Origin of the sequence: Vibrio porteresiae DSM 19223, assembly GCF_024347055.1 — a bacterium.
Lineage (GTDB): Bacteria > Pseudomonadota > Gammaproteobacteria > Enterobacterales > Vibrionaceae > Vibrio > Vibrio porteresiae.
In genome coordinates this window covers 1102186-1125211 of record NZ_AP024896.1, presented here as the reverse complement: position 1 = coordinate 1125211, position 23026 = coordinate 1102186, and the positions used below count along the sequence as shown (strand labels likewise).

Sequence of the window (23026 nt, the reverse complement as noted above, 5' to 3'; positions counted from 1 at the left end):
TGTGAATTTTATTTATCAGAAGAAATATATTTTGGTTTAGTTTATTTATCAGAGTGAATATTAATTAAGTAAATTGGTCGATTCTGTGAATTTTAATTATCAGAAATAAATTTATCAGATTACCAAATGATCTTAATAGGTGATTTATGGAAGCTAATAGTACCAGCAAAGCCATCATGTTGGCTGGACGAAGAATACTTTTCGCTCAAGCTGCCCTAGGAGTGTTATTTGTGATCGGGGCATTCCTGTTTGCTGGGCAGTTGAGTGGTGAGTCTGCGGTTACAGGAGTCGTTATCGCTGTTCTCCCTTCGCTATTTGGGATGGGGTTAGCCTCTATTAAATCGAGGTCTAAACCTTCGGAGAGCTTGCGAGACTTGATGAATTTGAGCCGCAACACCAAAGTGATTTACACCATTATCATGTTTGTATTGACCTTTCGGTTACTCGCTCTTCGCAACATCATCGTTTTGGTCGCGTTCAGTGTAGCGATGCTCGGGCATTTCTTTACACCGTTCTTTACCGACAGAAACGAAGGGAAGGCATAGATGGCAAAAGTGGAAACCGCTCATGAGTATATTGAGCACCACCTAACCTTTCTTACCTCAGGTGAGGGATGGTTAGGAATCAATATCGACTCCATGTTTATGGTTTGGTTATTAGGTCTCGTATTTATACTTTCGTTTCGCTATGCAATTAGTAAAAGCACGAAAGGAGTACCAAGCCGTTTTCAGTGTCTTATTGAGTTAATATTTGAGTTTGTCGAAAACCTTTGCAGCGAAATATTTCAGTCGCGCGACCGTTTAATTGGTCCACTGGCATTGACTATTTTCGTGTGGGTTTTATTGATGAATGCTATCGACTTGTTGCCGGTAGATTTGATTCCTCAATTAACTCAAGCAATGGGGATTGGTCATTTCCGTGCACTACCATCAGCAGACGTAAATATCACTATGTCTATGGCGTTATGTGTATTTGTTCTGGTTATTGGATATACATTAAAAAGTAAAGGTCTATCAGGATTTATCAAAGAGTTAACAACTCAGCCATTTACTTCACCAGTGTTGTACCCAGTTAACTTTGTTTTGGAAATGGTAACTTTGATATCCAAACCAATTTCTTTAGGTTTGCGATTGTTTGGCAATATGTACGCAGGTGAAATGATCTTCATTCTGATTGCATTAATGCCTTGGTGGATTCAATGGCTACTTAGTGTGCCATGGGCTCTATTCCATATATTAATTGTTGTTCTTCAGGCCTTTATTTTCATGGTATTGACCATCGTTTATTTAGCAATGGCCAAAGAAGAAAGCCATTAATTTATTCATTTGTTTTTTAATTACTTATTCAATCTTTGATTCAATTCTAGGAGTTGTTATGGATATCGTTAGCGCAGTTCTCTATGTAGCCGGTGCACTACTGATTGGTTTAGGTGCAGCAGGTGCTGCATCTGGTATCGGTAACCTGGCAGGTAAATATCTGGAAGGTGTAGCGCGTCAACCTGACTTGACCCCAATGCTTCGTACTCAGTTCTTCATCATGATGGGTCTAGTCGACGCGGTTCCTATGATCGGTGTTGGTATCGGTTTGTACATCATCTTCGCTGTAGCGTAATTCAAACTAACCGAAACTAATAACGTTATAGATGTGAGGGTGCTATGAACATTAATGCAACAATGCTAGGCCAAGTGATCTCCTTTGTGATTTTCGCATGGCTATGCATGAGATACGTATGGCCACCACTCGTCAAACTGTTGGATGAACGCCGCGCAGAAATCGCTAAAGGTCTAGAACATGCAGATGATGCTGCAAAAGAGCTGGAACTAGCAAAAGCAAACGGCGCCGCCTTGGTTGCAGAAGCTCGTGAAAAAGCGCAATCCATCGTTGCTCAAGGCAAACAACGCCAAGAAGTGATGATTGAAGAAGCGGTAGAGCTGGCCAACAAAGAGAAGGACCGCATTATTGCGGAAGGCAGAGCGGAAATCGAAACTGAACGTAACCGCCTACGTCAGGAACTGCAAGCTGAGATGGCCGATCTGGTGATTGAAAGTGCAAGCAAACTGATTAGCCGTAATCTCGACAGCGAAGCGAATCGTGATCTAGTCAATCGATTCATCAAAGAACTGTAAGGAGGGCGTATGTCTGAAGTGACAGAAATCGCTCAACCTTATGCAAAAGCCGCTTTTGACTACGCAAGAGACAATCAAGCGTTAGAACAATGGCAGCAGATGCTCGACATTTTAGGAATGATTCTGGAGCAACCTATCGTTGCCGACGCTGTCGATTCACTCGATGGGGAAGGATCAGAAGAGACCATTTTGGACTTACTGCTGCACGCAGGGGGTGAATGGTTCGATGAGTTCTTCCAGAACTTTCTAAAAATTATGGCTGAGAACCGACGCTTGAAAGCGTTGGCCGAAGTGCTCGCTCAGTTTCGTGAATTAAAAGCGGAACACGAGAAAACCATGCAGGTGACAGTGTGTGTTTCTGAATTGCTTGACGACGAGCAACTGGCACAGATAACGAATGCGTTGAGTGCCAAATTTGGTAAATCCATCACACTGGAACAACAGATTGATCCATCCCTAGTAGGTGGTGTGGTGATTAAAGCCGATCAAATGGTCTTTGATGGCAGTGTCATCTCGAATATCGGCCGCCTCTCGACCAACCTACATGCGTAATGGGGTAAAGAAATGCAATTAAATTCAAACGAAATCAGTGAATTAATCAGAGAGCGTATCGTTAGCTTCGAACTGGCTTCTGAAGCGAAAAACGAAGGTACGATTGTCTCTGTAAGCGACGGGATCATCACTATTCATGGTCTTGCAGATGTCATGCAAGGTGAGATGATCGAACTCCCTGGCAACCGCTTTGCCTTGGCGTTGAACCTAGAACGCCACTCTGTTGGTGCGGTAGTTATGGGGCCATATGCTGACCTTTCTGAAGGTATGAAAGTCAAAGGGACAGGTCGTATCTTGGAAGTGCCAGTCGGTAATGAGTTGCTTGGCCGTGTAGTAAACACACTAGGTCAACCTATCGATGGTAAAGGTCCAATTAAAGCTAAAGTCTTCAACCCTGTTGAAGTGATTGCCCCTGGTGTTATCGAACGTAAATCGGTAGACCAACCAATCCAAACGGGTTACAAATCCGTTGATGCGATGATTCCAATTGGCCGTGGCCAACGTGAATTGATCATCGGCGACCGTCAAACGGGTAAAACTGCGATGGCGATCGATGCGATCATCAACCAAAAATCGCTCGGCGTTAAATGTATTTACGTTGCGATTGGCCAAAAAGCGTCCACTATCGCTAACGTAGTACGCAAACTTGAAGAGCATGATGCGCTATCCAACACCATCGTGGTTGTGGCATCAGCTTCTGAAGCGGCAGCACTACAATACTTAGCACCTTACTCTGGTTGTACCATGGGTGAGTACTTCCGTGACCGCGGTGAAGATGCACTTATCGTGTACGATGATTTGTCAAAACAAGCGGTTGCTTACCGTCAAATCTCATTGCTACTAAAACGCCCACCAGGTCGTGAAGCATTCCCTGGCGACGTATTCTACTTGCACTCTCGTTTGCTAGAACGTGCAGCGCGTGTTAACGCAGAATACGTTGAGCGTATGACGAACGGTGAAGTGAAAGGCAAAACTGGTTCTTTGACTGCATTGCCAATCATCGAAACACAAGCGGGTGACGTATCTGCCTTCGTACCTACTAACGTAATTTCGATCACCGATGGTCAGATCTTCCTACAAACTGAACTGTTCAACTCAGGCCTACGTCCAGCAGTTGACCCAGGTATCTCAGTATCTCGTGTAGGTGGTGCTGCTCAAACTAAGATCATGAAAAAGCTCTCTGGTGGTATTCGTACTGCATTGGCTCAGTACCGTGAATTGGCGGCATTCGCTCAGTTCTCGTCTGACCTAGACGAAGCAACTCGTCGTCAGTTAGACCACGGTGAAAAAGTGACTGAACTGATGAAACAGAAACAGTACTCACCAATGACCGTCGCTGAACAGGCACTGGTAATTTTCTCAGCAGAAAAAGGCTTCTTAAACAACATCGAATTGGCCAATGTGTCTAAATTCGAAGAAGACCTACTGGCTTACGCTCACCAAAACCACGCTGATTTGATGAAACACATCGATGAAACTGGTGCTTACGGTGACGACGAAGAGAAACAGTTGTTTAGTTTGATGGAATCGTTCACTGCACTGCAATAACGGTTAAGCGTGACTAAGTAGGAGGCCTTTATGGCAAATTCGAAAGAGATTCGCACCAAGATTGCTAGTGTTCAGAGTACCCAAAAAATCACCAGCGCGATGCAGATGGTGGCCGCAAGTAAAATGCGGAAAGTGCAACAAAACATGGAAGCATCGCGCCCTTACGCAAAAAACATGCGTAAGGTAATCAGTCACGTATCGGCTGGGACGTTGGAATACACCCACCCATTCCTTCAGGAGAGAGAGATTAAGCGTGTGGCTTACATCATCATCTCTTCTGACCGTGGTTTGTGTGGCGGTTTGAACTCTAACCTGTTCAAACGTGTTCTTAACGACATGCAAGAGTGGCAACAAAAAGGTGTGGAAGTGGATACGACATTGATTGGTTCGAAAGCCATTGGCTTTTTCCAATCAATGGGGAAGGTGATTGCTCAGACTTCAGGTCTTGGTGATACACCGAAACTGGAAGATTTGCTCGGTACGGTGAACGCCATGCTAGAGCATTACTCCCAGGGCAATATTGACCGCCTGTATTTGGTGTTCAACCAATTTGTAAACACCATGGTGCAAAAACCACGAGTATTACAGATGTTGCCGTTCCCTAAAGAAGACATTGAACGCAATCAAGAGGCTCGTTGGGATTATATCTACGAGCAGTCTCCTCAAGACATACTCAACCATCTGATTCACCGTTACGTTGAATCACTGGTGTATCAGGGTGTGGTTGAGACCATCGCTTGTGAACAAGCGGCACGTATGATGGCGATGCAATCAGCGACCGATAATGCGGGTCAGTTGATTGATGATCTGCAATTGGCGTTTAACAAAGCGCGTCAATCGGCCATCACCAATGAATTAACGGAAATCATTTCCGGTGCTGCTGCGGTTTAGAGAGAGAAATTTGAGGTTTTTATTATGAGTATTGGCAAAATCGTCAAAGTCATTGGCGCGGTTGTCGACGTTGAGTTCGCACAGAACCAAGGTCCACGCGTTTATGATGCGCTGAAAGTTCTCAGCGGTGAAAACTCATCGTTAATGCTGGAAGTTCAGCAACAACTGGGCGGCGGTGTCGTTCGTTGTATCGCAATGGGTACATCCGACGGCCTAAAACGTGGCATTCAATGTGAAACCACTGGCGGTCCTATCGAAGTTCCAGTTGGTGTGCAAACCCTAGGTCGTATCATGAACGTACTAGGTGAACCGATTGATGAATGTGGTCCTATCGGTGAAGAAGTGAAATACGGCATTCACCGTGAAGCGCCAAGCTACGAAGAACAGTCCAACGCCACTGAGCTACTTGAAACAGGTATCAAAGTTATCGACTTGATTTGTCCATTCGCTAAGGGTGGTAAAATCGGTCTGTTTGGTGGTGCGGGTGTTGGTAAAACCGTTAACATGATGGAACTTATCAACAACATCGCGAAAGCGCACTCAGGTCTATCTGTATTTACAGGTGTGGGTGAACGTACTCGTGAAGGTAACGACTTCTACTACGAAATGAAAGAAGCCGGCGTACTGGATAAAGTAGCCATGGTTTACGGTCAGATGAACGAGCCACCGGGCAACCGTCTACGTGTTGCGTTGACTGGTTTGACTATCGCAGAACGTTTCCGTGATGAAGGTCGTGACGTACTGTTATTCGTGGATAACATTTATCGTTACACCTTGGCAGGGACTGAAGTATCAGCACTGCTTGGTCGTATGCCATCAGCGGTAGGTTACCAACCAACACTGGCTGAAGAGATGGGTGTATTACAAGAACGTATTACCTCAACCAATAAAGGTTCAATCACTTCTATCCAAGCGGTATACGTACCAGCCGATGACTTGACTGACCCTTCACCAGCAACCACCTTTGCTCACTTGGACGCGACCATTGTATTGTCTCGTAACATCGCAGCACTAGGTTTGTACCCAGCAGTTGACCCATTGGACTCAACATCTCGTCAACTTGACCCTCAAGTGGTTGGTCAAGAACACTACGATGTAGCACAACGCGTTCAAATGACTCTGCAACGTTACAAAGAGTTGAAAGACATCATCGCTATCCTAGGTATGGATGAGTTGTCTGAAGAAGATAAACGTTTGGTGTCTCGCGCTCGTAAAGTAGAACGTTTCCTTACTCAGCCTTACCACGTAGCGGAAGTGTTTACTGGACAACCTGGTAAATTCGTATCGTTGAAAGATACCATTTCTGGGTTCAAAGCTTTGCTAGACGGTCAATACGATGAAATCCCAGAACAAGCCTTCTTGTACTGTGGCACCATCGATGACGTTCTGGAAAAAGCGAAAACGCTATAACAACTATCAGGAGGCATTATGGCTATAGGTGTAACGCAAAATACGTTTCAACTGAACGTGGTAAGCGCTGAAGGCACGCTGTTTTCTGGTCCTGCGCACGCGTTAGCTATTGCCGGTGCTGACGGTGAGCTGGGCATTCGCCCAGGTCACTCACCATTGATCAGTAAAATAAAACCGGGTGTGGCTCGTATTGCGGGCAAACTTAACGAACCAGAAGACATTCTTTATATCTCTGGTGGTTTAGTTGAAGTACAACCTGATAGTGTGACTGTGTTGGCGGATACTGCTCTTCACGGTAGCGAAATTGATAAAGCTCGCGCAGAAGCGGCACGTAAAGCGGCAGAAGAGCACATCCGTCAATCGGGGGACGATGTGAACTTTATGCAAGCTCAAGTCGAGTTAACCAAAGCGTTAGCTCAGTTGCGTGCTGTCGAACTCGCTAGTAAAACGTCAAGAAAACAACGTTAATCGTTTGATGTTGTGGAGCACTAAAAAGGCACGCATTGCGTGCCTTTTCTTTGTACAGAGAAAACCCCCAGCTTGGCTGGGGGTTCCGTTAAGCTTATAGCTATAAGTCAGTTATAAAACCCCTTTCAATTTGTTAGAAATACCTTGTGGTCTGGCAACTACAAGAGTTAATCAGAAATTGAAAGGGGGTCCCAATATGGGGGACGAGAAGAGCTTAGCTCACACAAGATGGAACTGTAAATATCATATAGTATTCGCACCCAAATATAGAAGGCAGGTGTTCTACGGTGAAAAACGTCGAGCAGTTGGAGAAATCTTGCGAAAGCTATGTGAATGGAAAGACGTGAATATACTCGAGGCTGAATGCTGTAAAGATCATGTTCATATGCTTTTAGAAATCCCACCGAAGTTGAGTGTTTCAGGTTTTATGGGATATTTAAAAGGTAAAAGTAGTTTGATGCTCTATGAGCGATTTGGGGATTTGAAGTTCAAATACCGAAATCGAGAATTTTGGTGCCGGGGTTATTACGTTGATACAGTCGGTAAAAATACAAGCCAGATCCAAAATTACATCAAGCATTAATTAGATCAAGACAAAATGGGAGAGCAACTGTCGATCCCATATTCAGGTAACCCGTTTACGGGTCGCAAGAAATAGTCATATGCAAATGTCAGATCACGATGCGCCTGCTAGGGCGCTGCTGGTAGGAGAGCCTTATAGGCGCATATGAAAAACCTCCGGCTATGCCGGAGGATATTTTTTTTGTTCGGATTCCTTTGCTAAGAAGGTTCGTGATGTAAAAGTCTTACAAAGAGAACTCTTTTAACTGTCCTTCGACTTGATCCACTTCTTTTGAGTATTGTTTGACTATGGTGTTCATCGAGGTAGCAAGCTCTCCTGTTTGATCGGCAATTTGCGCCAAAGTATCAATGTCTTGGTTAACATCTTCACTGGCTTTTGATTGCTCTATGGTCGCGTTGGCAATGCTATTAATGTGAGAGTTTACCTGTTCAATGACATGCTCAAGCTCGGCGATGCTGGAGTTCACCGTCGACACCGATTCAAAGGTTTTGCCTGTGGCATCACGGCTTTTTGCCATATTGTCCACGGCAGTAGTGGTATTGCTAGTAATGTTACCGAGCAGTTCACTGATGTGCTCCGTTGCTTCTTTACTGCGCTGAGCCAAATCACGAACTTCAGTGGATACCACCGCAAAACCGCGGCCGTGTTCACCAGCGCGAGCTGCTTCAATTGCTGCGTTTAACGCTAGCAGGTTGGTCTGTTCTGAAATGGCGTTAATGGTATCGACAATTTTACCGACACTTTCTGCATCCTTTTCTAACTCCAACATACATTTTTGAGTTTGCTCGATTTGATCAACTAACGCTTCAACCACTTTAAATGAAGCGCTACTTTGGGTCTGACAGGCGGAAATTTGTTCGGTCATGATCTTAGTTTCTTCCAGTGCTCGCTCAGAAGAGTGGGCGATTTCTGTGCTGGATTGAGAAAGCTCCGTCATGGCTGCGGCAATGCTCGCACATTTACCTGAGGTGTTTTGGCTCGATTTACCCAAATCCACCGCACCTTGAATAATCTTATTGAGTCGTTCCTTACTGTGGTCATTGGTAGAAATGACATTCACTAATAGCGAACGCACGTTACTGACTAACATGTTAACGCTGGCGGCCACTTGAGAGGTTTCATCTCGACCATCACTGTCTAACACCCGCGATAAATTACGCTGTTTAGCCATTGCTGATAAGTTAGTGTTAAGAATTCCAACGCGCTGTTTAAGGTCAATGATCGAGCTAAAGAGCATCACTAACAGCAGCAAACTGGCCACACCCCCGACAGAAATTAAGGTGTATTTGTTGGTTTGCGCGGACGAGGCTCTCTCCTGTGCAAGAGTCATCATCCCTTTTTGCAACTGATTACGCAGCCCATTAAGCAATTTAATTTGTTCAGTGGCTAAGTTAAACCACTCAACTGGCGCAGGCCCGGTCAACGTAGACAGGCGGTCTTTTTGTGCAAGATAGGCGTTTTGAATCTTTACCACTTCTTGCCATGTGGCACTGTTTAAAACGGTATTAAAGTTTGCTTTTAACTCTAGCGGCATAGAAATGGCAGCGATGCGCTGTGCGTATTCTCCACTACGAATATAACCTTCAATTGCCGTGTATTGACCTAAATCGGAAGCTTTTCTCGCAAACGCACCATTAAGGGCACCACGTATCTGGCCGGACCGTTCTTTCATTTCAACAATGGAAGCGAGGCTTTTACCAATTGGCGACAGTTCCACATCGGCAATATTGGCCAAAAGCGTATTGATATTATCGATGGCTAACTGATTGACATGGGAATAAAAAGAAAAAGGTGACAACGTAATGTTTAAACTGTCAACTTGACTGCGAATTTGGCTAAGTTGATTAAGAGCATTCATGACATCTTGTTTTAAAGTGGCGGTCAGCGCTTTATCGACAAACCGAGGTTGATAACTAACCAGTGCTTGAATGTTTTGATCAGAGACGGTGCGTTGCTCTTTGAGCTCTTGCACTTGTGGTCCTTGTCCTTTGGCGCCAATAACACCCGCCGTTAAGCCGCGTTCGACCGCCAAATTGTGCGCGACATTGTCATATAAGGAGATGATTTGAACAATCTCACGGTCTTTTTGCTCATGCTCAGCTTCCGTGTTTAATATCAAAATCTCGTTGATCAGCAAGCCGATGCAAATAATGATCGGCACGCCGGAAATAAATGCAACTACCTGATATAAAGGAAATAGTTTTAATATTACTTTCATTGTTAACCTGACGCCCCTTGGTATAACTTACCTTTATTTTTTGCTAGTCCGAGTCACGCTTCGAGTTGCTTAAAGCAAATGGAATAATGACACTCGGGTGATGACAATCCCTTAATCTCTACTAACTTATTGATATCTATTAACTGGTTAATACATAAAGCGAATAGATAACGGCATTTCTTGGTAAGGTACTCAACAGCCAGACCCTTGGTAAGGCCTTTTTTCTCTTTAATGCAAACACATACATATTGGTTAAGTGTAGACAAGGATAGAAAAACACCAAACGCCGTGGATGGAATTTTGGTCAAAAGTGTTTGGCGTATCAGTTAGGTCATATGCTTGATGTGAATAACGTTTCTGAAGCACGTTGTTAGGAAGAGCCTTTTCTCCAGTGGCAAATCTGTTTACACTGGCACGCGACTCAACACAAAATACCAAGGATATTATGGAACTGGACACACTTATTCAGCAGTTGGCGACTGACCCTGAACAGATTGAATTTCAAAACGTGATCGCGACTATTGATGAAAATTACGTTTTCACCCCAACCGGATTTAGCAATGGTGAGCAAGTGAACTTAGCTGACCAAAATAACGGTTCTTGCAAGATTTTTTCCTTTGCGGCACTGCATAAATTAAGTGTTGACGCGACCTTAGCCTGTTTTGGCGCTTTCTATCGCGACGAAGTGCTGCAAGACCCACAAGGCACCAACCACCAAAACATTCGTCAATTTATGATTCATGGGTGGGATGGGGTTCGTTTTGACGGACAAGCTTTAAAGATTCGCTAATGATTGATGTGAGAGCGCAGCCACACTGCATCTCACTATGATCAAACTAAAAAGAGAAATGGCCGCATTGCGCGGCCATTTTTTATGGATCATTTTTATGGTTGTTGTTATCTGATGAGTGTTAAGCCCGCGATGTTATCGCCCATTGGTTATAAAAGCGGCTGCTTTTCCAAACAAGCTCGACACAAACACAGCTCACTGCCAGTATCGGCAGCTTCTCGTTCTTCCAAATCAAAACACCAGCAAGTCGATTTTCCTGCGGCTAAGTCACAATGTGCTGGCTGATGGCAAGCAGGGCAGGTGTGAGTGGAAGAGACGCCCGCTAAGGTATCCATGATCTGTTGGCGCTGCTCTTCACTGCTGTCGCGCCAGCCAATAATTTCGTTAATGGTGCGATGGCAACCAGAGCAGATTCCACCACTATTTTTACATGCTGCTTTACAAGGCGTTTTCAACGTATTGTCTCTTTATCGTTATTCTTTGCTTCGCTGCGAACTATAACCGATGTACTGGTAAAGGGCGAGCAGCAGCGCTATCGCTTTATGGCAAAAGGCATGGCTGAAAAAGAGCACTGGACTGTGAGATAACGTGATTTTTATTTGTTGTCCCTGCTTGCAAGGTGGTCATCGACTCGCTATTATTCATGATAATGAGAATTAATATCAAATAGAGGTTGTTATGCTGCCACTCACTGTCATGATTGTTTTTGCGATTGCACTTGGGTTTAAATTGAAACTCACTCCAATGCGAATTGCTATTGCCGCTGGTGTGCTGTTTGCTGCGTTTGCATTTCAGCCACAAAATGCGTTACCCGCTTTAGTTGTGCTATTTGTCTTAGCACCTATCTTTAATCATCTTCGCCATCATGTGCGAGTTGAAAGGGCGTTTATGGGCAGTATCGCCGCCATTTGCCTAGTTATAACTGTGATGAATAACACAATTTTATAAAATAGGAGTTGTGTTAAATAGTTGTTATATAGCCATGATTTTTATGTTTTTTATGACGTAAAGTAATTCTTATTGAACAAATGAACAGTGATTTGTGGTGAGGGTAAAAAGTTTGGTAACTAATTAATTTTATAGATTTTTTATTTCATCCATTTTTGCTAATAAAAAGAGATTCTGATCGCAAATAATTTGCATTGTTTGATTGTTGCTATGGGCTCGGGTGCTTATAATTTAGAGCAATAAAAGAACAACAATAATTGTCTCGAACAACAAGGATTTCTGCATGTTCATTAATCATTTGACCCTACGATCTCGTTTAATCATCGCGGTCGCCATTCCGTGTATCGCCTCTATTGCTGTCGCTGTTGCAAGCTTGATGACCATGTCATCGATGCAACATCGTGCAGAAGAACTCTACCTTAATACAGCATCACCAATGCGAGCCGTTGCCGAGGCTGCCTCTCGCATCCCGCGCATGCGTGTCGGCATTGACATGATGCTACTGCAAGAAACGTCGCTTAAAGATGAAAAAGGGGTGTTAACTCGCGTTAAAGAAGCGCGCACTGAAGATATTCCTGAAATGCGTCAAGCAATGGAAAGTGCGGTGTCTGCCCAAGTTGACCCCAAACTTAAGGCGCGTGCTGAAGAGATTCGTAATCAATTCGAAGCCATGGTGCGTGATGAATTAAACCCGATGTTAGAAGCGTTTGAAAAAAATGACATCGATACCGCCAAACAGATTTACAAAGACCATTACGCCAAAACCTATGGTGTGATGCGTAAAGCCTCTGGTCAACTGCTTAACGATTTGCTTGGTCAAGCAGAACAGCAAAACCAACGCAGTAACAACGAATACCTCTCCGGCCGTACCCAGCAAATTGCGATCATCGTGATTGGTTTGATTATCTCCATCATCACCTCTTGGGTGATAGTGGCTAACCTGCGTCACCGCGTGACGGTTCTGAAAAACACCATGGGTGAAGCGGCGAAAACGTTGTCGCTGCGCTCGCGTGTTGAGCTCGGTGGCAGTGATGAGCTAACGGACATTGGGGATAGCTTTAACGAATTCATTAAAAAAGTGCATCTGTCGATTGACCAAGTAGCGGCCAACTCAAGAGAGCTAGCGACTATGGCATCGGATGTGGCAGATCGCGCGCGCCACACGCAGAAAAACTGTACCGCGCAGCGCGACCGTACGGTTCAAGTCGCTACTGCAATCCATGAACTGGGTGCAACGGTCAGTGAAATTGCCGGCAATGCCGCTCAAGCCGCGGATTTAGCCAAAGAGGCTACTCAACGTTCGGGTGATGGTCGTGATGTGGTGATTTCTGCTCGTGTGCAAATTGAAGAGTTGTCTAACGACTTAGTTGATACCAACCAAGTGGTGGATTCTCTGGCAGCCCAAGTTAACGTTATCAGCGCTACCTTGGATACCATTCGTAGTATTTCCGAACAAACCAACTTGCTAGCGTTGAACGCGGCGATTGAAGCTGCCCGCGCTGGCGAACAGGGCAGAGGCTTTGCGGTCGTTGCAGACGAAGTGCGCACCTTGGCAAGCCGTTCTGCTCAATCAACGGAAGAGATCCAAAAAGTCATCGATAAACTGCAAGTGGAATCAAAACGTGCTGTGAGCGCTATGGAAAATGGTCGTCAGCAGAGCAAACTTGTCGTGGATATGGCAGACAAAGCAGCGGAATCGCTTGATCTCATTAACTCCAACATCAACCAGATCAGTGATCAAAATATTCAAGTGGCTACCGCCACCGAAGAACAATCTACGGTGGTAGAAGACATCAACCGCAACGTAGAAGACATCAACCAATTGACCATGGAAACCACCGACATCGCTGAGCAACTGAACGATGCAAGCCGTAGTTTGCGCAATGTCTCGGGTGAGCTAGACAAGCTAGTAGGTAACTTCCGCTTGTAAGAAAATAACCGACCATTATGGGGTTGATAGAAATTTTTCTTATAAAACGAGATTCTCTAATAAAAAAAGCTGGGTTTAATACCCAGCTTTTTACTATGCTCTTTACGCCAGATGCAGGAGGATATTCTGTCAATGGGGATAATCAACGCCTTTGTATAGTGGCTCCGGTTTACAGGCCGAAGCCTAATCAATACAGTCTATATTCCATAATGTTATAACTTATTAATAATTTTTATGTGTGATATTGCTACTCGTCTTTAAACGTGCTTTATTGTCGACAGTTGTCGTTATTTTTGGGAAATCATCATGTGCCGTTGGCTTGCCTATCAGGGCAGTCCTATTTATTTAGATCAACTCATTTATGAGCCTGAGCATTCCCTTGTTCATCAAAGCTTAGAAGCGCGTAAAGCGGTCACTCGCGTTAACGCCGATGGATTTGGTTTAGGTTGGTATAACGAAGGGCGTGAAACCCCTGGACAGTTTCATGAAGTGTTGCCGGCGTGGAGCGATGATAACTTGCGCTCACTAGCGCATCACATCAAATCGCACCGTTTTATGGCGCATGTCCGTTCATCAACTGGCACTCAAGTGTCGCGTTCGAACTGCCATCCTTTTATCGATGAGCAATGGATGTTTTTGCACAACGGCCAAATTGGTGAATTTGAAAAGGTAAAATGTTGCCTTGAACGTCAATTACCGGAAGATCTCTACGTGAAACGCATTGGCACCACCGACAGTGAACTGATCTTTTTGATGATGCTCAAGAACGGCTTACGTGATAACCCAGTGCGTGCAATTCAAGTTACGATCAGCGAAATTGAACATGCGATGGCAGTGCGTGGCATTCAGCTTCCGTTCAAAGCGTCGATGTGTATTTCCGATGGTCAATGCTTTTGGGTGGTTCGTTACAGCAGTGATGCGCAGCCACCAACAGTGTTTACCAAGTGCTGCGAACGCGGCATGATCATGGCCTCTGAACCTTTAGAGAATTGCGCTGGTTGGAATATGATTGAGCCACAGTCCATTATTCATGTGCAAGACTGCCAGTTAACTCGCTACCAAATTGAACCCCTTGCGACTTGCGCGTAAGTCGATAGAGGTTGTCGCGATAGCGATAGACAAATATAGATAAAGTTACCCGCAACAAGCCAGCCTCGCTGGCTTGTTCCATATTCGGAAACTTGTTCCATATTCGGAAAGTAGTGGCGTACTTTTTTGTTCTCCTCAGCAAATCTTCGATTAAACAACGTAATTTACGTGTTATTGCTTCCGATTCTTCTGCTCTGTTCGAACCCAGAGACTGTTCTGTTCCAGTTTTGGAACGCTATGGCGATTTTCCATCCAATCGGATAGCAAAAGCTTATGAATCCTGTTGCGACAGTACATAGTGGCGGGTATAGTACCCTGATAAATGAGAATAAGTATCAGAATCTATTCTATTTGACTTAGGTATCTATCTGCACCATTTAATCAGGGGAATTTGTATGAAAGTCTCTACTAGCGTTGTTATGCTGGGTTTACTCGCTTCTTTTGCTAGCCACGCCGCAACGGTTACCGTTAAACACCAACTCGGTGAAACGACGGTTGAACAGAGTCCAAAGCGCGTCGTAGTGATTGGTATTGGCGCATTAGATGCTATAGACAGCTTTGGCATCAAGCCAGTTGCGGTGTCGAAAGTCGGTTTCATGCCTGATTTTCTGCAAAAATACAAAAGCGACCAATACGGTTCCGCTGGTTCACTGTTCGAGCCCGATTTTGAAGCCATTTATAACGAGCAGCCTGACCTGATCATTGTGGGGCCACGTGCCGCTTCTTCTTATGACGAGTTGTCTAAAATCGCACCAACAGTGGTTTTTGGTAACCCAGAAACGACTGATTACTGGAAAAACACCCAAGAACAGTGGCGTAACCTGGGTAAGATTTTCAATATCGAACCGAAAGTCGACGCAGAAATTGCCAAACTCGATGGCAATATTAAAGCCATTTACCAATACAACCATTCACATAAGGTGAATGCGATGACGGTACTTTCTTCTGGCGGTAACCTCAGCACGTTCGGTGATAAATCGCGCTTCTCTTCTATTTACGAAGATTTTGGTTTTAAAGAAACTGTGCCTGTGAAAGCAAACAACCGTCACGGTGACCTGATCTCTTACGAGTTTATTCGTGAAAATAATCCGCAAACACTGTTTATCATCGACCGCGACAAGTTGGTGAACAAAGGCGTAAGTCACACTCATGAAGAGTTTGAAAACGATTTGGTGAAAGCGACACAGGCTTACAAACAAAATCGCATGACCTATCTAGACCTAAATGCTTGGTATTTAGGTATTTCAGGGGTGAAAGCCACTGAGCAGATGATTGCAGACATGCAAAAAGTCACAAAAGTTCAGTAAGTGAATTTGGCCGAAACGGTACTTTCCGTTTCGGCTCATTTTGCTTAAAAGATGGGATTAAATGTTTTGGGGCTTATGTGAAAAAGTTATTGTCGGCACTTATTCTAGTCAGTGTCGCTTCGCTCTTTGTTGGGGTTGGACAGGTCTCTGTTGGCAACCTATTTGAAGCCGATGCGATGGCATGGCAGCTGTTTATTACCAGTCGCGTTCCGAGGCTACTGGCTATTTTATTGGCGGGAGCTGGCTTAAGTATTGCGGGCCTCATCATGCAGCAGATCAGCCAAAACCGTTTTGCTGCGCCTTCTACCTCTGGCACGATTGAATGTGCCATGCTTGGTTACGTGCTCAGTTTGGTGTTCTTTGGCGATGGCAACAACCTTTGGGTTATCTTCGCTACCTCGATGGCTGGCACCTGGGTCTTTGTCCAGTTCATCAACCGAATCCAATTTAAAAACGCCATCTTAGTTCCTCTGATCGGGATCATTTTCGGCAATGTCGTCTCTTCGGCGGCCACCTTTCTCGCGTACAAATACGATGCCGTGCAAAACCTCATGGGGTGGGGGGAAGCCAACTTTGCCAACCTCTTAAAAGGCGATTATGAGCTGCTTTACATTGCGTTGCCGATAGCCCTCTTTAGTTACCTGTATGCCGCGCGTATTTCTGCAGTGGGCATGGGTAAAGATTTTGCAGTCAACCTTGGGCTTAACTACCAACAAGTGCTGATCATTGGTGTCTCACTGGTCTCGATGACCTCAGCTACTGTGGTGATGATCGTGGGGCAATTGCCATTTCTTGGTTTGATCGTGCCTAACCTGGTCAGCAGTTTCTATGGTGATAATTTGCGACGCAATATTCCGATAACCGCAGTTTGTGGCGCGCTGCTTGTGCTGCTGTGTGACTTGCTTGGTCGCGTGATTATTTACCCGTATGAAATGCCTATCTCAATGATCATTAGTATTTTTGGTGGTATCACCTTTGTGGTGTTGATTCTTAGAGGGCAGCGCAATGCAGGATAGAAGTAAACTGATTGTGCTGGTATTGGTGTCGCTTTTGTTTGCGGCGCTGTTTATCTGCATTGGACTTAACGCCCATAACTATTCGTACTTTTTGTCACGGCGTGTGCCTAAAGTGTTGGCGATGACGTTGGCAGGGATCGCGATTGCGCAGTCTTCCATGGCGTTTCAAACCATCACCAACAACCGCATTTTAACGCCAAGCATCATGGGATTTGATTCTCTTTATATGCTGACGCAAACACTGGTAGTGGCGATATTCGGCGGGATGAGTTTCTACTCAGTCAATGCGTATGCCAATTTTTCGATCTCCGTTGTGGCGATGCTCAGTTTCTCGCTGTTTCTGTTCTCGTTCTATTTTCGCGGGAAATCGCGCAATTTGATGGTGTTATTACTGCTGGGCGTTATTTTGGGTGCGCTGTTTGGCAACATGTCATCGTTTATTACCATGTTGATGGACCCGAACGACTTTGCCACCTTACAGGGCAATATGTTCGCCAGCTTTAACAACGTGAATGTTGATTTGGTCTATCTCACCACACCACTTTTGATTGGCGTTGCGATAGTGCTGTATCGCATGCACCGAACTCTGGATGTGTTTTGGCTCGACCAAGACAACGCCATCAGTTTAGGGGTGGATGTGCATCGAGCGACGCGTAATGTGCTGCTGCTCAGTGCGGTGCTCATTTCTATCTCAACCGCGCTAGTGGGGCCAGTGATGTTCTTTGGCTTACTGGTAACGAACTTAACCCGCGAATGGTTTCATACCTATCGCCATCGTACGCTGTTGATTGCGTGTTCGGCGATGTCAGTGTGTGCGCTGCTCTCAGGGCAGTGGGTGATTGAAAAAGTGTTCAATTTCGGTACGACCTTGAGCGTCGTGATCAATTTTGTCGGCGGGGCCTATTTCTTGTCTCTGTTGATTCGCAACAAAGTGGTTTAATTATGATCAAACTCGATAAGCTGACCAAACTCTTCGGCCAGAAGAAAGTGGTTCATCAAGCAAGCGCTGAATTTGAAAAAGGTAAGGTCACCTCGATTATTGGTCCTAACGGGGCTGGTAAAAGTACGCTGTTGTCGATGGCAAGCCGCCTGATTAGCCGCGATGAAGGTCAAGTGTGGATTGATAGTAAAGAGCTGGTGGAGTGGGATACCAAAGCCCTTGCCAAGCGCCTTTCTGTACTGCGCCAAGCCAATAACATCACCATGCGGTTTACCATTCGCGAACTGGTGTGCTTTGGCCGTTTTCCTCACTCGCAGGGCAAATTAACCGCAGAAGATAACCAAGTGGTGGATCAAGCGCTTGATTATCTTGGCATTAAAGAGATCCAACACCAATATCTTGATGAGCTGAGTGGTGGGCAACGACAAATGGCCTTTATCGCCATGGTCATGGCTCAAGATACCGACTACATCTTTTTAGATGAGCCGCTCAATAACCTAGACATTAAGCACTCGTTAAAAATCATGGCGACCATTCGTCGCCTAGCCCATGAATGGCAAAAGGCGGTAGTGATTGTGATTCATGACATTAACTTTGCCTCGTGTTACTCCGATACCATCATCGCCTTAAAACGGGGTGAGGTGGTGGCAACAGGCGCCGTGCATGAAGTGATTGATGAAGCGGTGCTGAGCGAAATTTACGAAACGCCGTTCAAAGTGATAGAGCAAGATGGGAAACGTATGTGTCTCTATTACACCTAAAATCGCGTTACCATGTCACTAGAGTGGATGTGGACAGATACACCACGCAAGACTAAGGGCTCATTTGAGCCCTTTTGTCATGTTATTGGTTGATATTATCAATTGAAAAGTCACACAAATATTCACGAGAGCTGATAGAGTTAAACTCATTTTTATGCGTGCAATAGACTATAAATTAATTAATTTCACCCTCAAAAAAATTTGAATACTTGTCGGAGATCAAGAAAAAACTGTTTGTTTTGTAGAAAAAATAAAAACAAAGTTGAAAGATTCAAAAATTATTGAATAATGGTAGACTACAAAACGGAGAAGCGCTCGCTTCAAACCATACTCAGAAACAGGATATAGCACCATGTCGAATTCTTATGTGTTGGTCATCAACTCTGGTAGCTCCTCGCTAAAATTTGCTGTCATCGATCCAGAAACCGGTGATGCAGTAGTCAGTGGTCTTGGTGAATGCTTTGGTCTGCCAGAAGCTGCGATCAGCTGGAAGTACCAAGGTGAGAAAACTGCAGAAGCAATCCCAGCAGGTGGCGACCACCACCAGTATGCGTTTGAACGCATTGTTAAACTTCTTGATACTCTTGGTCTAAGCGAAAAATTCGTTGCTGTAGGTCACCGTGTTGTTGCTGGTGGCGAAGCATTCAAAGGCACTGTACGTGTGAATGAAGAAGTAGTTGCTGAAATCGAACGTCTAGCTGAGCTTGCTCCGCTACACAACAAAGCAAACGCTGATGGTATCCGTGCTGCGATGGAAGTGTTCCCATCTCTACCTCAGTTTGCGATTTTCGATACTGCATTCCACCAAACTATGCCTGCTAAAGCGTTTATGTACGCTTTACCACACGAAATCTACGACGAATACAAAGTTCGCCGTTACGGTGCACACGGTACTAGCCACTACTTCGTAAGTCGTGAAGCTGCAAAAGTACTAGGCAAATCAGCAACAGATTGCAATGTGATCACTGTTCACCTTGGTAACGGTGCTTCAATCACAGCAGTGAAAAATGGCGAAAGCGTTGACACTTCAATGGGTCTTACTCCGCTAGCTGGCTTGATGATGGGTACTCGTTGTGGTGACCTAGACCCAAGCGTTATCGAATTCCTAATGCGTAAAGGTTGGGATCAAGAAAAAATCTTTACTACATTGAACAAAAAATCTGGTTTCCTTGGTCTGTCTGGTAAAACCAGCGACGCTCGCGGCATTCAAGAAGCGATGGAAGCAGGTGATGAACGTGCAAAATTGGCGTTCGACGTATTTAACTACCGTGTTGCAAAATACATTGCATCATACATGGTGTCTGTGGGTGAAGGCCTAGACGCTATCGTATTTACTGGTGGTATCGGCGAAAACTCTCTGCCAGTACGTCACGAAGTATTGAATTACCTCAAAGTGTTTGGTTTCGTTGAAGATGAAAAAGGCAACGAAGCAGCACGCTTTGGTCAGTCAGGCATCATCGCTAAATCTGAAGTGATGGGCGCTGTAGCGATGGTTATTCCAACTAACGAAGAATTGGTTATCGCTCAAGACTGTGTAAATTTACTGTAATTGCTCCACAACTCCAGTAAAACCCTAACCCCCTTTTCTCTACCCCGATGGAGATTAGGGGGTTTTTATTTCCCCCCTTCTCTCGGTATTTCAGCTGCTGACACTCTTAAGCGTAATTATCACCCGTTGAGTAAGCGATGATTTGACTTATCTCGGCTAAAGAACGTCCAGAATCGGCATGCCATTGGGCGAACGCATCATTGGTGGCATACAGAGCGCGTTTACTGGTTTTACCGCCTTCCAGCACTTTAGTGGCGCGCAAATAGGCTTCCACATCTTGGGTAAACAAAAACGTATCGACACCCAACTGGCGCAGTGCATATGGCCCAGTGTTACCACCAAGGCGTTGACCATGATTTTTGAGATGCAGCCAGAGATCGACGATTCGCTCTTTGGGAAACTGCGCCGCCCAAGCACCAAACGACCCATGTTCTAAACGGATATCGAAAATCATCTGTGCGTTAGCCGGAATGGTCATGACCTTAGGCAGATAGCGAATGATGCCAGGGTTTGCTGCCTTTTCTTCCCATGCTTCATCAGGCTGCATCAATAGTGGCTCAAGACGAAATTGAAAAAACAACTCCTCAAAGTTTGGCCATTTGTCACTGACCACTTTCCATTGAATGCCGCACTGAAACACCTTCATCGTAAACGCTGCGAGCCAACGGTCATCGGGAATGGCAGCAACTTGCGCTGAGGACAGAGAAGGGCGTAGCAGCGCTTCTAACGGTTTAATTCCCCCTTTGCGTTCTACGGCCCGTTGATAAATAGAATCAAATTTTTCTACGGTCATACTCTTATCTTTTGATTTTTCGAGAAAATGAGACGCTAGTTTAGCAAATTTCTACCCCAAAAGGAGAGACTTCAATAATTCACGACCGAAGTGGCAAATTGCTGCTAAGTTTAATGAAAATGGGAAGATCATGTGAAAGTGGTTTCGTGATAAACACAGCATTTTGGTTGTAATCATGAAAACCTTCCATAGCGAGTTTTACCAACTGCACACTTTATGAGTGCAATCGATTACAAAATGTTGCGTAAATGTTGCTCAACCCACGTATTTGATACTGGGTGTGATAATAAGGCCCAGCAGGCGAGCAAAATAAGACGCTATATAAACTATGCTTACTCGAAATGCTGGATTTCTAAGGATTGAGACATGCACTGGTTCAAAAATTTGTCTATCACACAAAAATTGGTTGGGTTGGTAATCCTATTACTAGCGCTACTGATTTGTGTATCAGGCTATGCTGTTTTTAAAATGCAGCGTGTGGCTACCGAGATTGATGTAATTGCCAAAGAGAATATCCCATTGGTAAAGCTCACCAGTGAGATCACAACTAAGCAATTACAAGGCGCAATCTATTTAGAAAAACTGCTAAGAATCCGAACCGTACCAACAGAAGAAGGAGCAACTGAGCTGAACGAATACTATTCAGTTATACGATCAAATTCGCTCTATTTTGATGAAAAAGTGTTGGTTGCTAAGACCCTGTTAGAAAATTCCATAGAGCATGCATTTACCTCTAAAATGCGTGATCGATTAACATCGCTCAATAACGATTTGGCGGTCATCATTGATCATCATAAAGAGTATGAAAAGGCACTGTTTTTTATACTCGATGAACTTAAAGCAAATAAAGATGTGGCTACATTAGCCAGTGCGGCTCATGAATTGGAAGTGCAGCAAGAGAAACTGGATAAAGAGCTGGCTTCGTTTTTGATTCGTTTAGAAGCGGCAACGGCACGTGCGGTTGAAATCACTGAGTTAGAAGAGCATGAAGCCCTAACCAATATGATTATCATCTCTGCCTGTTCCATCATCTTTGGCCTTTGCTGTGGCCTCCTGTTTAGTCGTGCCATCGTCAAAGGGGTCAACAAAGCAGCGTCAATTGCCGAGCAGATGGCCAAAGGTAACTTTGATCAGCACGTCGATGTTACCTCGAATGATGAAGTAGGCAAGCTTCTGAAATGTATGAATATTGTCTGTGACTCATTGAGCCGTTTGGTCGGTGAAGTGATGGGACGAGCAGACAATATTGCGGCCACAGTAGTTGAGCTTTCTGAAGTGGCGGAAATCAATAGAAAAGCCATGACCATGCAGCAGCAAAACACCGAAATGGTCGCCTCTGCGATGACACAAATGGCAGCGACCATTACGCAAGTGGCAAGTAACGCCGAAGGGGCAGCAGCAACGACCGACAAAGTGGACCACAGTGCCAAACAAGGTTGTGAAACCGTAGAAGAGACCCAAGCACTCTCAATGAAACTCATTGAACAAGGTAAACGCTGTCAAGAGATGGTCACTGCGTTACAAGACAGCACGCAGAAAATCCAGAACTTCGTGCAAGTGGTGGATGGCATTTCTGAACAAACCAACTTGTTGGCGCTCAACGCTTCTATTGAAGCGGCTCGCGCTGGTGAACAAGGAAGAGGATTTGCTGTGGTGGCTGATGAAGTGCGAGCACTTGCTTCACGTAGTCAACAAGCGACTCATGAAATTGTTGATTTAATCAATATGTTAGTGAAGAACACCCAAGTGGCAGCACAGACGATTGATATGAGTGACAGTGTGATCAATCAAACCTCGTCCCACATTGAAACCGCCAAAATGCAGTTTAATGAGATTGCCTCTGCGATTGGGCTATTGGCGGAAGCCAATATTCAAGTCGCCGCCGCCAGTGAACAGCAGTCGGTGGCTTCCAATGAGATCAGTCACAACCTAGAGGGCATTCGTGAGTCAGGGGAGCATGTGTTGCACAGTACCCGTGAAACGGCGCAAGCGAGTGAAGATTTGGCCATTCAAGCCAATGCGCTACGCGAGCTAATGCACAAGTTTAAAGTTAACGAGCGTTTAGCTGGATAGTGCGCTGTCGCTCGTTACCATAAACTCTTAAGGG

22 protein-coding genes and 1 pseudogene are annotated in these 23026 nt (G+C 44.9%); 20 read left to right on the top strand and 3 right to left on the bottom strand.

What is annotated here, in order from left to right:
• The first annotated feature begins 146 nt into the window (after window positions 1-146).
• From OCV11_RS21755 to tnpA, 10 genes and pseudogenes are all read left to right on the top strand, one after another.
• Window positions 147-545, top strand: coding sequence for an ATP synthase subunit I (locus OCV11_RS21755; protein ID WP_261896525.1), 399 nt, complete (start codon window positions 147-149; stop codon window positions 543-545).
• Window positions 546-1316 carry a F0F1 ATP synthase subunit A gene (atpB, locus tag OCV11_RS21750; protein ID WP_261896523.1) on the top strand — a complete coding sequence of 257 codons (771 nt, stop codon included), beginning with the start codon at window positions 546-548 and terminating at the stop codon, window positions 1314-1316.
• Window positions 1317-1374: 58 nt separating this feature from the next.
• Window positions 1375-1611 carry a F0F1 ATP synthase subunit C gene (gene atpE, locus OCV11_RS21745; protein ID WP_004730405.1) on the top strand — a complete coding sequence of 79 codons (237 nt, stop codon included), beginning with the start codon at window positions 1375-1377 and terminating at the stop codon, window positions 1609-1611.
• A 44-nt stretch (window positions 1612-1655) separates the two neighbouring features.
• On the top strand, window positions 1656-2126 hold the full coding sequence (locus OCV11_RS21740; protein ID WP_261896522.1) for a F0F1 ATP synthase subunit B: 471 nt from the start codon (window positions 1656-1658) through the stop codon (window positions 2124-2126).
• A 9-nt stretch (window positions 2127-2135) separates the two neighbouring features.
• Window positions 2136-2678, top strand: a complete 543-nt coding sequence (locus OCV11_RS21735) for a F0F1 ATP synthase subunit delta (protein WP_261896521.1) — start codon at window positions 2136-2138, stop codon at window positions 2676-2678.
• A gap of 12 nt (window positions 2679-2690) precedes the next feature.
• Complete coding sequence (gene atpA / locus OCV11_RS21730) at window positions 2691-4226, top strand: F0F1 ATP synthase subunit alpha (protein WP_261896520.1); 1536 nt, start codon at window positions 2691-2693, stop codon at window positions 4224-4226.
• 30 nt (window positions 4227-4256) lie between these two features.
• Window positions 4257-5117 carry a F0F1 ATP synthase subunit gamma gene (gene atpG, locus OCV11_RS21725; protein ID WP_261896519.1) on the top strand — a complete coding sequence of 287 codons (861 nt, stop codon included), beginning with the start codon at window positions 4257-4259 and terminating at the stop codon, window positions 5115-5117.
• Between the two features lie 24 nt (window positions 5118-5141).
• Window positions 5142-6527 (top strand): F0F1 ATP synthase subunit beta, encoded by a 1386-nt coding sequence (gene atpD / locus OCV11_RS21720; RefSeq protein ID WP_261896518.1) that lies wholly within the window; start codon window positions 5142-5144, stop codon window positions 6525-6527.
• An 18-nt stretch (window positions 6528-6545) separates the two neighbouring features.
• Window positions 6546-6995, top strand: a complete 450-nt coding sequence (locus tag OCV11_RS21715; RefSeq protein ID WP_261896517.1) for a F0F1 ATP synthase subunit epsilon — start codon at window positions 6546-6548, stop codon at window positions 6993-6995.
• A 196-nt stretch (window positions 6996-7191) separates the two neighbouring features.
• Window positions 7192-7653: pseudogene (tnpA, locus tag OCV11_RS21710) on the top strand (IS200/IS605 family transposase).
• 148 nt (window positions 7654-7801) lie between these two features.
• Here tnpA and OCV11_RS21705 read toward each other — a convergent pair.
• Complete coding sequence (locus OCV11_RS21705; protein ID WP_261896516.1) at window positions 7802-9796, bottom strand: methyl-accepting chemotaxis protein; 1995 nt, start codon at window positions 9794-9796, stop codon at window positions 7802-7804.
• Window positions 9797-10241: 445 nt separating this feature from the next.
• On the opposite strand from OCV11_RS21705, the gene OCV11_RS21700 reads away from it, so the two are divergent.
• Complete coding sequence (locus OCV11_RS21700) at window positions 10242-10586, top strand: HopJ type III effector protein (protein WP_261896515.1); 345 nt, start codon at window positions 10242-10244, stop codon at window positions 10584-10586.
• A gap of 149 nt (window positions 10587-10735) precedes the next feature.
• Here the strand turns inward: OCV11_RS21700 and OCV11_RS21695 are convergent, their stop codons facing one another.
• The gene (locus tag OCV11_RS21695) at window positions 10736-11041 is read right to left on the bottom strand and encodes a cysteine-rich CWC family protein (RefSeq protein WP_261896514.1); all 306 of its coding nucleotides are present in this window, start codon (window positions 11039-11041) and stop codon (window positions 10736-10738) included.
• A 223-nt stretch (window positions 11042-11264) separates the two neighbouring features.
• On the opposite strand from OCV11_RS21695, the gene OCV11_RS21690 reads away from it, so the two are divergent.
• From OCV11_RS21690 to OCV11_RS21655, 8 genes are all read left to right on the top strand, one after another.
• A complete protein-coding gene (locus OCV11_RS21690) occupies window positions 11265-11534 on the top strand; it encodes a hypothetical protein (RefSeq protein ID WP_261896513.1) in 270 nt (89 codons plus the stop codon).
• 283 nt (window positions 11535-11817) lie between these two features.
• On the top strand, window positions 11818-13464 hold the full coding sequence (locus OCV11_RS21685) for a methyl-accepting chemotaxis protein (protein ID WP_261896511.1): 1647 nt from the start codon (window positions 11818-11820) through the stop codon (window positions 13462-13464).
• Between the two features lie 306 nt (window positions 13465-13770).
• Window positions 13771-14553, top strand: a complete 783-nt coding sequence (locus tag OCV11_RS21680; protein WP_261896510.1) for a class II glutamine amidotransferase — start codon at window positions 13771-13773, stop codon at window positions 14551-14553.
• Window positions 14554-14948: 395 nt separating this feature from the next.
• The gene (locus OCV11_RS21675; protein ID WP_261896509.1) at window positions 14949-15860 is read left to right on the top strand and encodes a siderophore ABC transporter substrate-binding protein; all 912 of its coding nucleotides are present in this window, start codon (window positions 14949-14951) and stop codon (window positions 15858-15860) included.
• Window positions 15861-15937: 77 nt separating this feature from the next.
• Window positions 15938-16876: an iron chelate uptake ABC transporter permease subunit VctD gene (gene vctD, locus OCV11_RS21670; RefSeq protein ID WP_261896508.1), complete on the top strand. Its 939-nt coding sequence runs from the start codon at window positions 15938-15940 to the stop codon at window positions 16874-16876.
• Window positions 16866-17816, top strand: a complete 951-nt coding sequence (vctG, locus tag OCV11_RS21665) for an iron chelate uptake ABC transporter permease subunit VctG (protein WP_261896507.1) — start codon at window positions 16866-16868, stop codon at window positions 17814-17816. Before vctD ends, vctG begins: the two co-directional genes overlap by 11 nt.
• Window positions 17817-17818: 2 nt before the next feature.
• Complete coding sequence (gene vctC / locus OCV11_RS21660) at window positions 17819-18577, top strand: iron chelate ABC transporter ATP-binding protein VctC (protein WP_261896506.1); 759 nt, start codon at window positions 17819-17821, stop codon at window positions 18575-18577.
• Window positions 18578-18929: 352 nt separating this feature from the next.
• Entirely contained in the window at window positions 18930-20126 is a 1197-nt protein-coding gene (locus OCV11_RS21655; RefSeq protein ID WP_261896505.1) for an acetate/propionate family kinase, read from the top strand.
• Window positions 20127-20232: 106 nt separating this feature from the next.
• On the opposite strand, the gene OCV11_RS21650 is transcribed toward OCV11_RS21655, so the two are convergent.
• Window positions 20233-20919 (bottom strand): DNA-3-methyladenine glycosylase I, encoded by a 687-nt coding sequence (locus OCV11_RS21650; protein ID WP_261896504.1) that lies wholly within the window; start codon window positions 20917-20919, stop codon window positions 20233-20235.
• Between the two features lie 366 nt (window positions 20920-21285).
• Between OCV11_RS21650 and OCV11_RS21645 the strand changes: the two genes are divergently transcribed.
• Window positions 21286-22992 (top strand): methyl-accepting chemotaxis protein, encoded by a 1707-nt coding sequence (locus tag OCV11_RS21645; protein ID WP_261896503.1) that lies wholly within the window; start codon window positions 21286-21288, stop codon window positions 22990-22992.
• Window positions 22993-23026 lie beyond the last annotated feature (34 nt).